The 13,475-nt window shown below is 52.7% G+C and carries 16 protein-coding genes and 1 pseudogene; 14 read left to right on the forward strand and 3 right to left on the reverse strand.

The window, feature by feature from the left end; genetic code table 11:
• Positions 1-588 precede the first annotated feature (588 nt).
• The 12 genes and pseudogenes from JYB85_RS05025 to JYB85_RS05075 all read left to right on the forward strand — a co-directional run bounded on the left by JYB85_RS05025 (position 589) and on the right by JYB85_RS05075 (position 8,606).
• Positions 589-1,035: a hypothetical protein gene (locus JYB85_RS05025; protein WP_207381308.1), complete on the forward strand. Its 447-nt coding sequence runs from the start codon at positions 589-591 to the stop codon at positions 1,033-1,035.
• A gap of 179 nt (positions 1,036-1,214) precedes the next feature.
• Positions 1,215-1,589, forward strand: coding sequence for a hypothetical protein (locus JYB85_RS05030; RefSeq protein WP_207381309.1), 375 nt, complete (start codon positions 1,215-1,217; stop codon positions 1,587-1,589).
• A gap of 100 nt (positions 1,590-1,689) precedes the next feature.
• Positions 1,690-1,907, forward strand: a pseudogene (locus JYB85_RS18970) (DUF6500 family protein).
• Positions 1,908-1,949: 42 nt separating this feature from the next.
• On the forward strand, positions 1,950-2,210 hold the full coding sequence (locus JYB85_RS05035; RefSeq protein WP_207381310.1) for a hypothetical protein: 261 nt from the start codon (positions 1,950-1,952) through the stop codon (positions 2,208-2,210).
• A 70-nt stretch (positions 2,211-2,280) separates the two neighbouring features.
• Positions 2,281-2,604, forward strand: coding sequence for a DMP19 family protein (locus JYB85_RS05040; RefSeq protein ID WP_207381311.1), 324 nt, complete (start codon positions 2,281-2,283; stop codon positions 2,602-2,604).
• 623 nt (positions 2,605-3,227) lie between these two features.
• Positions 3,228-4,046 (forward strand): alpha/beta fold hydrolase, encoded by an 819-nt coding sequence (locus JYB85_RS05045; RefSeq protein WP_207381312.1) that lies wholly within the window; start codon positions 3,228-3,230, stop codon positions 4,044-4,046.
• A gap of 32 nt (positions 4,047-4,078) precedes the next feature.
• Positions 4,079-4,489, forward strand: coding sequence for an LIC_13387 family protein (locus JYB85_RS05050; protein WP_207322310.1), 411 nt, complete (start codon positions 4,079-4,081; stop codon positions 4,487-4,489).
• 187 nt (positions 4,490-4,676) lie between these two features.
• Complete coding sequence (locus JYB85_RS05055) at positions 4,677-5,255, forward strand: OmpA family protein (RefSeq protein WP_207381313.1); 579 nt, start codon at positions 4,677-4,679, stop codon at positions 5,253-5,255.
• A 106-nt stretch (positions 5,256-5,361) separates the two neighbouring features.
• The gene (locus JYB85_RS05060; protein ID WP_207381314.1) at positions 5,362-6,186 is read left to right on the forward strand and encodes a mechanosensitive ion channel family protein; all 825 of its coding nucleotides are present in this window, start codon (positions 5,362-5,364) and stop codon (positions 6,184-6,186) included.
• Between the two features lie 106 nt (positions 6,187-6,292).
• The gene (tpx, locus tag JYB85_RS05065) at positions 6,293-6,886 is read left to right on the forward strand and encodes a thiol peroxidase (protein ID WP_207381315.1); all 594 of its coding nucleotides are present in this window, start codon (positions 6,293-6,295) and stop codon (positions 6,884-6,886) included.
• Between the two features lie 164 nt (positions 6,887-7,050).
• Entirely contained in the window at positions 7,051-8,058 is a 1,008-nt protein-coding gene (gene ltaE / locus JYB85_RS05070; protein WP_207381316.1) for a low-specificity L-threonine aldolase, read from the forward strand.
• Between the two features lie 185 nt (positions 8,059-8,243).
• Entirely contained in the window at positions 8,244-8,606 is a 363-nt protein-coding gene (locus tag JYB85_RS05075; RefSeq protein WP_207381317.1) for an acyl-CoA thioesterase, read from the forward strand.
• A 42-nt stretch (positions 8,607-8,648) separates the two neighbouring features.
• On the opposite strand, the gene JYB85_RS05080 is transcribed toward JYB85_RS05075, so the two are convergent.
• The gene (locus JYB85_RS05080) at positions 8,649-8,873 is read right to left on the reverse strand and encodes a hypothetical protein (protein WP_207381318.1); all 225 of its coding nucleotides are present in this window, start codon (positions 8,871-8,873) and stop codon (positions 8,649-8,651) included.
• Positions 8,874-9,080: 207 nt separating this feature from the next.
• On the opposite strand from JYB85_RS05080, the gene JYB85_RS05085 reads away from it, so the two are divergent.
• Positions 9,081-9,629 (forward strand): GNAT family N-acetyltransferase, encoded by a 549-nt coding sequence (locus tag JYB85_RS05085; RefSeq protein WP_228730203.1) that lies wholly within the window; start codon positions 9,081-9,083, stop codon positions 9,627-9,629.
• A gap of 21 nt (positions 9,630-9,650) precedes the next feature.
• Positions 9,651-11,000, forward strand: coding sequence for an NAD(P)/FAD-dependent oxidoreductase (locus tag JYB85_RS05090; RefSeq protein ID WP_207381320.1), 1,350 nt, complete (start codon positions 9,651-9,653; stop codon positions 10,998-11,000).
• Positions 11,001-11,066: 66 nt separating this feature from the next.
• Here JYB85_RS05090 and nhaC read toward each other — a convergent pair whose 3' ends face one another.
• The gene (nhaC, locus tag JYB85_RS05095; protein ID WP_207322319.1) at positions 11,067-12,530 is read right to left on the reverse strand and encodes a Na+/H+ antiporter NhaC; all 1,464 of its coding nucleotides are present in this window, start codon (positions 12,528-12,530) and stop codon (positions 11,067-11,069) included.
• Between the two features lie 408 nt (positions 12,531-12,938).
• A complete protein-coding gene (locus JYB85_RS05100) occupies positions 12,939-13,301 on the reverse strand; it encodes a cytoplasmic protein (RefSeq protein ID WP_207325670.1) in 363 nt (120 codons plus the stop codon).
• Positions 13,302-13,475: the final 174 nt, after the last annotated feature.

Raw genomic sequence — 13,475 nt, forward strand, 5'->3', positions numbered from 1 at the left:
TGATTAAAGGTGTACCGCTCGGGCAATCGTGCGACCTTAGCCTTAAAAGCTTGATACATATTATTTTACCGCTTGCTTAAGCGCATCGTTCTCTGCCAAGATACTGATTCGTTAAGGATAAGTTGGTGCTAAGGGACGAAGCAGAACACTTCAGCCCGTGCGGTAGCCATGCTTGCTTAAGAGCTTTTGAATAACACTCCTGATGACAACTAAGATGGGATGTGTGCCGGCGTCAACGTAAGGCGACGCCACTTAGCTTGAGTTACTTAAACCTTGGGCCGCTTGGCTTAACAATACTTTTATACAGCCGTATCTGGGTTTTAGGGAAAAGACTCAATAAACGGATGAAAATCTTGCGCACTATTTCCGTAACATTTCAAAAAATAAACGATAAATTAGTAAGTTGAAAATTCTGCGATGTAGATAATAGGTTTGGAAACCGCGCATGCGCGTTTTGCTGCCGAGGATATTTGGGCCAGTTGTCGTATTCAGTAGATAATACAATAAATTAGCAATGCTCGTTTTACTCCTCCGAGGACTAAAACGCGCATGCGCACTATGCAGCTGTTAAGCATTCACGGAGGAAAGATGCATTCTGCTAGTAATAAGTATCTTCTGGCAGCGGCGATATGTTGTTTCGCTGCTGCACTTGCTCATCTGGGTTGTATTGTATTCGGAGGCGATTGGTATCGTTTCTTTGGTGCAGGCGAACAGATGGCTCGGATGGCAGAGCAAGGGCTTTGGTATCCGACAATTGTAACCTCTGTTATTGTCATGATGCTTTGGGTTTGGGCGCTTTATGGCCTGTCGGGCGCGGGCGAAATTAAACGTTTACCTTTGACAAAATTGGCGCTAATCCTCATTGCCAGTATATTTTTAATTCGTGGCGTTTCCTTCGTCGGGTTAATGCCAATGTTCCCAGAAAACAGTCTGACGTTCTGGTTAATTAGTTCTGGTATATGTTTGTTTATTGGCGGCCTGTTTGCTCTAGGTTCTTGGCAGCAGTGGTCAGTTTTAGGTGTAAAAAATGCCTAACAATACGCATCACTCGCTCCCGTTGGTCGCTGGGACGCCAACCCGCTGCGCGGCTTGTCGCCCGTGTGCTTTGCGTTAGGCATCAGTAAGGAAATCCGAGAGATTAACAACCTAAGGAACACAATTACTTTTCTTTGTTGGTCTCAATTGCAACATTTGCATTCGCCGAGGAGTTGATTATGGAACCAGAATCTTGGGCTTTTCCTGATGTGATTGAGCATGCAAGAAAAATAAGCCCAAACAATTCAGAAGGCAAACCGTTTAATCAGTTTGGTCTAGTGTACTCATCTGAAGAGGTTGCCTCTCTTAAGCTGTCCATCTTGTCAGCTACAGAATTACAAAAATACGCGGATATTGTTACGCACGCCTATCCAGATGCTGTTGCTAAGCAGCTTCCAGAACAATGCCATAATTTGCCGGTAGAGCAACTAAACGAAACCGCGGTGGCAGGCATCGCTTACATTTCAATTAATGCTACGAACTCAACTACAAGAAAATGGGCTACAGAATGCTTGTCGGCAATACAATGCAACTTTGCAAAAATAGGCCGGTAAAAATTCCTGACAAGTTAAATTAGCTGAAAACCACTCGCTGCGCTCGCGTTTTCAGCTGTTCAAAGCGTTATTTGCTCAATATCACTAAGGAATACTGACCTTGCGAAAAGAACTTAGGGAGAAGATCATTGAAGTTTGTGATCAAAAAAACGAGAAAAAAGGCTCGGATGTAGGACTTTCCTTTTATGCGTTTTTAAAAACAAGAATGATGAACCTGAGATTTTAATGGAGGTCGCTCGGTGGTGGATTGAAACACATAAACTAGACCACTTTGAAAAAGCTTGTAAAATTAAAAATATGATTCAAGCTGGTGATTAACGGCTTATGTGATAATTTATACCATCAAATTTTGGAGTCGTTTTGAAGAAAGTAATGTTAGTCTTGGTTGCATTTGTCATCGGTTATTATATAAATGCAAGGTTTGTTGAAATGGCATACTCATTAGGCTTTGCCGAGTTAAAAAAAGAAGCTGTTTTAATTAATGATGAAAAAATGAAAGTAAAATGTCATTCTTATGCCCTTGGTTGGTTCGATGAAATTAAAATAGAGAATAAATTTCAAACTTGTATAAACGAGTATGAAGCTGAAGGCTATAAACTTATTGATAGCCCAAACACATAACACGGCAGCCAAGCTTTGGACGTGATTCAAACGCCACTTAGCTTGGCGTTAATCTTCAAGGAGAGATAGTATGCCAACGATTCAAGAGCTTATAGATGAGCTTGAGGCTGAAATAAATAATGGTGGGTTTGATCAATTCTTCTTTAACTCCGCAGGGGATCATACCGAGGAAACAATACAGGCTTTGCTAACAATAGGAGCAAATCATACTGCAAATATTCTAAAAAAGGCCGCGTGTAAATTTCCTGGCGGCATGCCTCCAAAAGATCGGAATATTCGGCAGGAGCTATTGGAGGATGTTTCACCTGACTCAGATGCCTTTGAAGATCTAGATGAAGAGTTTTTGGCATATAAAGATAATTTAGCATCTTTAGTATCAGGCTATGAAGGTTAATAAGGCCAGGCACAATTGCCAAAAAGCTTGCTGGATGCAGCTGCCGTTTCGCCTGTGCTGAGTTCTTAGGCAACTATGCTTAAATATTGCGCGCTATTTATAATTTCTCTCATTTTAACTATATTTACATTTTTTAAAATTAGTAGATTTATATTTGAAGCTAGTTAAAAGACAATGCAAAAGTACAACCAGTTAGAGTTGTTGTTTGCCTAAGAAATCTAAAAGGAAAAAGAAGTAAGTAGGTTTCAGGCATTGTTAGAGTTCAATAAATTGAATTCAATTTAAGAAGGACTGTGAGTAATAGAGAAAATACCATCACCCCAAGTGATCTAAAGATTAAATATAATTCTACTGGTGAAGAGTTTAAGGTATATGATTACGTCGGCTACTTCATTATAGAGCAAATTAAATACGATCCAGTTGATCGGATGTTTTACACAGTTGTTATTGGTGGTTCTCCAATAGCGTTTTTAAACACTAAAAACATCTATTTATATATTGTGGATGTCAAAAGTAAAATGCTCCTGAATAGATGTTGTTTGAATGGGCTGCCTAAAAAAATATTCTGATGAATGGCGGCACAGATAGTTAATGCGTTAAATTTCTCAAAATTGGAGCACATTTTGAAATTCAGATTTATTCTTGGTCTTTGCTGTTTCATCACCCAACTGGCCATGGCCACTCCCATGGAAACCAAGTTCTTTGATGCCGGTGGTACGAAGCTGGAGTACCTGGATTTGGGGGCAGGGGAATACACTTTGGTTATTGAGTCCGGTGTGGGTATGGGCGTCGATTATTGGCAGCCCTTGCTGCCGGAGCTTGAAAAACTGCAGCTCAGAACCGTTATCTATTCCCGCGCCGGTAACGGCAAGTCGCAGGCAGCAGATGATGTCTCTTTGGCGGCTTCAAATGAGCGGCTGCAACAACTGCTGACCGGGATCAAGGCGGGGAATAAGCTTTTGTTGTTGGGCCATTCCTATGGTGGCCTGCAGGTGCGAACCTTCGCCGCGGCCCATGGGGATTCAGTGAAGGGGCTGCTGTTGCTTGAACCCAGCCATGAGGGCTTTGGCAAGGGACTGGCAAAACTGGATAAGGCGTGGGCCGAGCGCGACGCCGCCCGGCTGGATGCCATGCTCAATGACCAGGCTGAATGGCGCAATCTGCAGCAGATATACAGGCAAAACGCCATAGCCGATGAAGGTATCACCCAGAAGCTTCCCACTGTTGTGGCCACCTCCTCAAAGTTAAACGAAAGCGACTGGTGGATAGGGCACAGCGCTGGAGGGAAAAAACTTTGGCGCGAGCTGCATCAAAGCCTGATAGCCCATAATCCCAATGCCCTGCATTTGGTGACGAACAGTACCGACCACAATGTCCCGCTGGACAACTGTCCGCTGCTATTGCGCGCTATAGATAACCTAATGTTCTTAATTCACGACTGATTTAATCCACGACCGATAGCAAGCGAGGCGACATGGATAAGTTACTGCTGATCACAGGTGCGGCCATATTTGGCATTCTGGGCACAATCCATCTGATCTACACCCTGTTCACCACCAAGTTCAGTCCCTATGACGGTGCCGTGGCCGAGGCCATGAAATCCACCTCGCCCCGGCTTACCCGGGAAACCACGGTCTGGAAGGCCTGGATTGGTTTCAACGCCAGCCATAGCCTGGGGGCCATGCTGCTGGCCGCCGTGTACTTGCCCCTGGCCATCAATCATCATGAGTTGCTGCAAGACTCGCTGTGGTTCTCTTGGTTGCCGGTGCTGGTTGCGGCCTGCTACCTGGTGCTGGCTAAAAAATATTGGTTCAAAATTCCCTTTATCGGCATCTCGATAGCCTTGATTTGCTTTCTGGGTGCGGCCTGGCTGCTGAATACTTAGACAAGTCAACGAAGGGGAAGCCCGTCCGCTCCTGCTGCTTACCCCAAAGCCTGCTGCCTTAGTGCGCACTTGCTCCCGGTCCGCTGGCGGTCTGGTAATAGTGGCTATAAACTGTTGAAAGTTCTTGAATGCGACATTTCAGAAATGGCCCAACCGGACCACCGCCCATGGCGGAAGGAGCGCCTGCTTGCGTGAATCTTCGATAGCTGTGTTGTTGGTGGTTTTGCTGCTGGTTTTCCATATGCAGCCCGCCTGGGGCTGGAACGATGAGGATGGCGATGGGGTGCCGGATCTCAAGGATGCCTGTCCCGCTACCGAATTGAAGGCCAAGGTTAGCGCCAACGGCTGCGTCGTTGCGCCCGTGGCCGAGGTCCCGGATCTTTGTTTGATGACCACCCGGGATTCACTCTTTCCACCCCAATGTGAGCATACCTCGGCCGTGACTGTGTATTTCGATTTTGCGGTTGCCAAGCTCGGCTATGATCAGGCCTGGCCCCTGGTCAAGGTGGCGGACTTTATCAAGCGTCATGGCAAGGCGGTGTATCTGGTGGGGCACACGGACAATATAGGTTCTCACGAGGCCAATCAGGCACTGTCGTTGGCGCGAGCCGATCATGTCAGACTATTACTGGAAGCGGATTTTGCTGTGGACCCGGCACTCTTGTTTATCGAAGGCCGCGGCAGCAACGAGCCGGTGGAAGCGGGGGACAGTCCCCTGGCACGAAAGCTTAACCGCCGGGTTGAGTTTTTGGTTGATGCCGAATAACTTACTCATTACTTAACGACTTACTTAACTATTTATTTAGCGATTTTCTTAACTAGTCACTTAGCGATCTACTTAATATTACAACTGGAAAACTGGGAGTCACGCAATGGAAAACCTAGAAGGTTTGCTTAAACAATTACCCGAGCTGGTCATGGGTTATGGCCTGAACATTTTGTTCGCCATCGTCATCTTTTTTATCGGTAAATACCTGTCAAACGTCGCCAAACGTCTGACCGCCAAGATTCTGGGCAGCCGCAAGGTGGATCAGACTGTGGTGTCTTTCGTGGCCAACCTGGCCTGGGCCCTGGTGTTCGTGTTCACCGTGATTGCTACCTTGGGGCAAATCGGGGTACAGACAGCGTCTTTGGTGGCGGTTATCGGTGCCGCCGGCCTGGCCGTGGGCCTGGCCTTGCAGGGCTCCCTGTCCAACTTTGCTTCCGGCGTGCTGATGGTGCTGTTCCGTCCCTGCCGCGTGGGTGACTTTATCGAAGCCGCCGGTATTGTCGGTGTGGTGGATGAGATCACCATTTTCTCCACCAAGCTGCGCACCGGTGACAACAAGGTGATAGTGGCGCCGAACTCGGCCATCATGAACGGCACCATCACCAACTACTCCACCATGGACAAGCGCCGTATAGATCTGGTGATAGGCGTGTCCTACGACGCCGATATCCGCGCCACCAAGGAAGTGCTGACCAAGGTCTTGGACAACAATGCCTTTGTGCTTAAAGATCCTGCCTATACGGTTGCTGTCAGTGAGTTGGGCAATTCCTCCGTGGATTTCGTGGTTCGTCCCTGGGTCAAGGGCAGCGACTACTGGCCGGCCCGTTTTGAACTGCTGGAGCAGATCAAGATTGCCCTGGATGACGCCGGTATTGGCATCCCTTACCCGCAAATGGATATTCATGTGAAGGCCATGCCATCACAATAATCCAGTCAGCAATCACAAGAGCCGGTCTAGTACCGGCTTTTTAATAACACAGACAATTTACCGTTTGCCATGCGCCAGGCGTTGGCTAAACCGTTATGGAGACACGATGAACAAGGCAATTTTAACGACGGCGCTGCTGCTGGGCACTTTCCTGACCCAGACTCTGATCCAGGCCCAGGCCGCGCCCGAGCAAGGCAGCGTACTCTTGGGGGGCTCGGCCACCAAACTCGTTGGGGTGCAACCCGAGCTTGATAACAAGGCCCCGGACTTCAAGGTGGTGGATGAGAAGTTCGCCCCCGTCAGCTTGAGCGACTTCAAGGGCAAGACAGTGCTTATCAGCGCCGTGCCCAGCCTGGACACGGGTGTCTGTGCCCTGCAGACCAAGCGCTTCAACAAGGAAGTGTCCGGCTTCGATGACAAGGTGGTGATGCTGACCATAAGTGAAGATCTGCCCTTTGCCCAGAAGCGATTCTGCAAGGTGGAAAATGTCGACAAGATCAAGGTGTTGTCCGACTCTGTGTGGCGCAACTTTGCAGAAGAGTATGGCCTGCTTATTGAGAACCGCGGCCTGCTGGCACGCAGCATTCTGATAGTGGATGCCGAGGGTGTGCTCAGGTACCGTGAGCTGGTGAGCGATGTCAGCCATCATCCCGATTATGAGGCGGCGCTTAAGGCACTGCGGCAAATCAGCAGCAACTGATCGCGATACAGGTTATTTCCAAAGGCAGACCCAGAGTCTGCCTTTTGTTTAAGCAAAGCCCTGGGATAAGCCTTGCGGTAGTCGGATGACTGCGGCTAGAGTGGTCTCTCTTTAAAAAGCCCCCACGGCTGGATTTAAAAAGTACTCGAAAAACGGAGTAGATCATGCTGGATTTCAGAAGCGATACAGTCACTCAACCCACTGAGGCCATGCGCCTGGCCATGTCCAGGGCCGAGGTCGGTGATGATGTTTACGGTGACGATCCTACCGTCAACCGCCTGCAGGACATGGCCGCCGAGATGCTGGGCTTTGATGCCGCGCTCTTTACCGCTTCGGGCACCCAGGCCAACCTGCTGGCACTCATGAGCCATTGTGAGCGCGGCGATGAATATATCTGTGGCCAGGATGCCCACAACTACCGCTTCGAGGGCGGTGGGGCCGCCGTGCTCGGCAGCATTCAACCCCAACCCATAGCCAATCAGGCCGACGGTACCATAGCCCTGGAGGCCATCAGCGCCGCCATTAAACCGGACGATATCCACTTTGCCCGCACCCGCTTGCTGAGCCTGGAAAACACCATAGGCGGCAAGGTGCTGCCCTTGGACTACCTGGCCAGGGCCCAGACGCTGGCCTTTGATAAGGGGCTCAAAATTCACCTCGACGGCGCTCGCCTGGCCAATGCCGCCGTGGCCTGCGGCGTTGACATGGCCCGTATTGCCGGGCATTTCGACTCAGTGTCCCTGTGCCTGTCAAAGGGCCTGGCCGCCCCCGTGGGTTCATTGCTGCTGGGTGATGAGCGGTTGATCAACAAGGCCAAACGTTGGCGCAAGATGCTCGGCGGCGGTATGCGTCAGGCGGGCGTGTTGGCGGCGGCGGGGATTTTGGCCCTTACCGAACAGGTGGAGCGTCTGGAAGAGGATCACGCCAATGCCCGCTTGTTGGCGGAGCTGCTCGGCGATGTGGATTGGCTGAGCCTCGACATCAACCAGGTGCAGACCAATATGGTGTTTGCCTCGGTCAATGAGGGTATCGATATTCAGGCCAAGGCCCGCAGCCTGAGAGAGCAGGGTTTTATTATCAGCCCAGGCAAGCAGCTGCGCTTTGTGACCCACAAGGACATCAGCAGTGACGGTATCCGCCGCTTTGCGGCCGCCCTCAAGGCGTCCGTTTAACCTTTGCTCCAGGGGCCTGCGAATGGCCAGCGCCGGTGCAGCTTGCCTCGCCCTGGTGCAAACCGGGCGTGCACCAGGCCAGAGCCTTTATTTAAAGCGATGATATTAAAGGGAATGTAAAGCTGGCGTTGTTCTTGCTGTTATTTCCGGTTCATTGAGATGGCCCACTCAGCAGGAGAGTAAACATGGAGTTCTACAGTCGCCGCCTGGTCAAACCCGAACACCTCAATCCCGCCAATCGTCTGTTCGGTGGTCAATTGCTGAGTTGGATAGACGAAGAGGTGGCTATCTTTGCTGCCTGTCAGATGAAGAGCGTCAGCCACGTCACCAAGCTGATCTCAGAGATTAACTTTATGACCCCGGCCCATCAGGGCGATGTGCTGAAATTCGGTTTCGAGCTGGTGCACATGGGTTACAGCTCGATTACAGTGCAGGCTCTGGTGCGCAATCTGGTCTCTCGTCTGCCCGTGGCCACCATAGCAAAGATGGTGTTTGTCCATGTGGATGCCAAGGGGCTGCCGACGCCACACAGGGCCAGGGCAGCCTAGGGGCAGATAAGCCGCTGGTTTTTCTCGCCCAGTTCTTCTAGCTCAATTCTTCTCGCTCAGATCTTCCTTGACCGACTTGACCGCGTCCCGGGAGGCATGGCCCACGGCCTTGGTGGTATCCCGGGTGGCGTGGCCTATGTCGCGGCCAACCCGCTTGCCAGCCTCACCCACGGCCTGACCTGCTTCGCCTATGGCCTGACCGGCATCCTTGAGCTCGGCGCAGCCGGCGCTCAACAGGATCACAAAAAACAGCGTTATATATCGCATTGACATCCTCTCTAAATTCGCAAGCCGGGCTTGGATACGGCACTTGGTGATTCACGCCGCACTATAGCAGCCGGCCCGGTATTTTGTCATCGTCCTGGGGCTTTCAGCGGCGCCCGCTTGTGTTAATGTGTTGTCATAAAAATGATAACAAGCAGACGGTCCATGACATCCGAATCCTCTCATCTTGCTTCCATAACAGTGCGTCCCATGACAGAGGACGATTTCGACAGCGTCATTGCCCTCGGCCTCAAGGTTCATGGTGGCGGTTATCTGGATATACCGCATCTGCAGGCGCTCTGGCACTCGGGCATCAAGGATGGCATCAATCCCAGCTATGTGGCTGTCCGTGGTGATGAACTGCTGGGATTTCGCCTGACCCTGGCAGCGGGGCAGTGGCAGCCCGACCGCTGGTGCAGTCCCGAGCTGTGGCAGCTGCCCAAGGACAAGGTGTGTTATTTCAAATCCAATACCCTGGCCGAGGCTGCCCGCGGTCATGGCCTGGGCGGGCGCCTGTTGCTGGCTTCGGCCAGGGCCTGTGCCCGCCAGGGAGCTCAGGGGGGCATAGCCCACCTGTGGCAGGAAAGCCCCCATAATGCCGCGGTGCGCTACTTTGCCAAGGCCGGTGGCAGGCTGATTAAGGCCCACCCGGATCGCTGGAATCAGTCCCACGACAATCCCGATTATGTGTGTGTGCGCTGCGGCACAGATTGCCACTGCACCGCCTGTGAAATGCTGCTCAGCTTCGACAAACTCTGAACCTTCCGCTTTAGGTGACCCATGTCCGCTTCTTCAGTCAACGTTTACGATCCCCTGGTCAATCCGCTGCCACACAACCTGGCCTTACCGGACAGTTACTGGGCCTCGACCCTGGCCCTGCCGCAGCCGCAGCCGCCACTCCTGGGCAGTCACAGGGCCGAGATAGCCGTGGTGGGCGGGGGCTTCAGTGGCCTGCTGACCGCCTATTACCTGGCTAGTCACTATGGCCGCGAGGTGGTGCTGCTGGAGGCCAATCGCATTGGCTTTGGTGCCAGCGCCCGCAATGGTGGTTTCGTGCTCAAGGGTTCGGGCCGGCTCAGTTACGCCCAGATGGCCAAGCGCTGGGATCTCGACACCGCCCATGGCATCTACCGGGAGTTCTCCGAGGCCGTCAGCCGGGTTGAGGAGCTGATTAGCAGCGGCAATATAGACTGTGAGCCCCAGGAAAAGGGCTATATCAAGGTCGCCCATAATCCGGCCGCCATGGAGACGCTCAAGGCCGGGGCCGAGTTTATCCGCAAGCACTTTGGCGGCGATGCCGAATTCCTCAGCGCCGCCGAGCTGCGCAGTCAGTTGCTCGACCACCACCAGGCCTTTGGCGCGTTGCGCCTGCCGGACGGTTTTGGTCTTAATCCGCTCAAGCTGTTGCTGGGTTATCGTAAACTGGCCCTCGATGCCGGGGTGCGTATTTATGAAAACAGCTGTGTGATTTCCCAGCGCCGGGAGCAGGGCCGTTATCTGCTCACCACAGATGGGGGCGAACTCAGCGCTTCCCAGTTGGTGATGAGTGGCAATGCTTATACTCCCAAGCAATTTTCGCCGCTGCTGGACCAGCGTTTCCTGCCGATACTGTCGAACGTGATAGTGACCGAGCCACTCACCGAGGACGAGCGTCTTGCCGCCGGCATGCACAGCCGGCAGGTGACCATGGATACCCGGATCCTCAAGTATTATTACCGCCTGCTGCCGGACAACCGCTTGCTGTTCGGCGGCCGCGGCGCCGTTTGGGGCAAGGATGAGCACAGGCCGGAATACCCGGCCAGGCTCAAGCAGGCCCTTAACAGCGCCTTCCCGGCCCTGTCTTCCAAGCAGGTGGATTATCGCTGGAGCGGCTGGATTGCGGCCTCCATGGATGATATGCCCCATGTCTACAGTCAGGATGGCTGTGGCTACACCATGGGCTATTGCGGTGCCGGGGTGTCCTTCAGTGCCCAGGCCGCCTGGCGTTTGGCGGGAATGCTGAGCGGCGTTGCGGCGCCGGCCTTGCCTTTGTATCAGAGCCCGCTGCCGACCTTTCCCTTTGCCGCCGCCCGCCGCCTGGGACAGTGGGGCTACTATCACTACGGCCGTTTGCGCGACGCCATTGGCTGAGTAATGCTATAAAAACACCAATAAAAAAGCCGCCCCGGGGCGGCTTTTTTATTGGATGCTGTTGAATCAGGCTTCTGCCAGTTCGGCTTCCGGCTCTTCCAGGGGCAAAATCTTAATCTGGAACCAGGCATAGCTGGCGCTGACCACGGGGCAGATCAGGTTGAAAAAAGCGAACGGCAGGTAGGCTATGGTGGCAACCCCGAGGGTGCTGGCCATAAAGGCACCGCAGGTGTTCCAGGGCACCAGGGGGCTGGTGACAGTGGCCGAGTCTTCCAGGGCCCGTGACAGGTTCACCGGTGCCAGGCCGCGACGGGTGTATTCCAGCTTGAGCATGCGACCGGGCAGTATGATGGCGATAAACTGATCCGCGGTGATGATGTTGGCGCCGATGGCGCAGCCCAGGGTGGTCAGGATCAAGCTGCTGGTGCTGGTGACCAGGCGCAGCAGGCTTTGCAGTATGCGCTCCATCAGACCGGTGGCTTCCATTACGCCACCGAAGGCCATGGCGGAGAGGATAAGCCACACTGTGGTCACCATGGCGCTCATGCCGCCGCGGCTCAGCAGACTATCGAGAATGGCATCGCCTGTGTTGGCCGTGTAGCCATTGAACATGGCAATCCAAATGCCCTTGACCATGGCCAGCAGTGGCATCAGGCTGGCATCACCTGCCAGGGCTACTACACCGTCAAATTGGAACAGGGCGGCACAGGAGGCGCCGGCTATGGTGCCGAGGATCACGGTCGGGAAGGCCGGCATCTTGCGATAGGCCAGAAACAGTACCACCAGCAGCGGCAGCAGCAGGTGTGGACCTATGTGAAACTGTGTCGACAGCAGCTCCAGTGTGGCGTCGAGGTTGGTTTCGACATTACTGGTGTCCGCCGACAGGCCCAGGAACAGGAACAGCACCAGGGCAATCAATATGCTCGGCATTGTGGTCCAGGTCATGTGGCGGATATGGCTGAAAATGTCGGTACCGGCCACGGCAGGCGCCAGGTTGGTGGTGTCAGACATGGGTGACATCTTGTCACCGAAATAGGCACCACTGACTATGGCGCCGGCGGTGATTTCCATGCTCAGACCCATGGTTTGGGCTATGCCGATAAGGGCGATACCCAGGGTGCCGGCCACCGTCCAGGAGCTGCCGATACTCAGGGCCACCACGGCGCACAGCAGGCAGCTGGCGGCATAAAAATAGTCGGGACTCAGCAGTTGCATGCCGTAGTAGATCATAGCCGGTACGGTACCTGCGAGGATCCAGGTACCGATAAGGGAGCCAACACTGAAGAGAATAAGCAGGGCCGGGGTGGCCACGCCGATGCTGCGAACTATGCCCTGTTCTATCTGTTCCCAACGGTAGCCGTTCTTGATGCCGATCACCATGGCGATACAGGCGGCGAGAATAAGGGCTATCTGGTTGGCGCCGGCAGAGCTGTCGGAGGAGAAAAGGTAAACCGCTGTGGCCAACATGCTGACCAGGGCTACCACGGGAATGAGTGCATCGACCAAGGTGGCTTGCTTGTGTTGTGTCATCTACTGCTTCCTTTTTTATAATAATTTTTATCCTGCGTGTCCTTGCAGGTGTACCGGAGAAGGCCCCAATACCTGATTTTTGTGACCAGGATCCCTCTGGGCAACCGGCTCATCCTGACACAGATTCAGGGTAAAAGTCGACAACACTTATTTCACCTTGGTTTAACTCGGGTGTTACCAATTTGACCCATTGATGACTTATATGGGAAAGCGGCAAAGGCAAACTTTTGCTGGCCAAGCAGAACCCTTTGATGACCAAGCAGAAACTTTTGATGGGTAAGCAGACAGACCGGCCGCGTCAGCGACAGGCATTAAGGTGAAGCAAGCAATAGGAAAGGAAGCTGAATGGGAACGCTGGCAATAAAAGGGCGGCGGCCGGTGGGATCCGGCCGGCCTGCTGGGACTCAATTAACCGCGATCGAGGCGGCCGCGGTAATCTTCAATCAGGTGTTCGATAATTTCTTTGGGATTGACCTCGGGAACGGTCTCATCGGTAAATACCTTGAAGGTCACCAGGGCATGGCCATCGGATTTCAGCCTGTCGCTTTGGACCGCAAAATAGGCGTCCTCATTCTCGGCCTTGCGCACCATAAAGCCCTGGGTTTCGAAGGCCGGTTGGCCCGAGTCCCTGTGCCACTTGGTAATACGGGCGAGGGCGATTTCGCTGGAATGGTTGATTTCTACATGATTGCGCCAACTGACGTCGTGTTGGGGATCCTTGTAATGGGGAATGCGGACTGTGTAGTTGTAAACATGGGTAATCGCTGTCATTCAATACCTGCCTTGAGTCATAAATGCGCACGCTTAGGTTTTACCTTAGCCGTAGAAAAGGGGAATTTCATCCCTTGTGGGTTCTTTGTATCAGCAAAAGCCTGATCCAAAAGGTGCGCCCGATCCCATTTAGCTGTCAACCGTATCTGACTGATGTCTTTTTAAGCAATTGCT

It is taken from the genome of Shewanella sedimentimangrovi, from assembly GCF_017354965.1.
GTDB classification, from domain to species: Bacteria; Pseudomonadota; Gammaproteobacteria; order Enterobacterales; family Shewanellaceae; genus Shewanella; species Shewanella cyperi.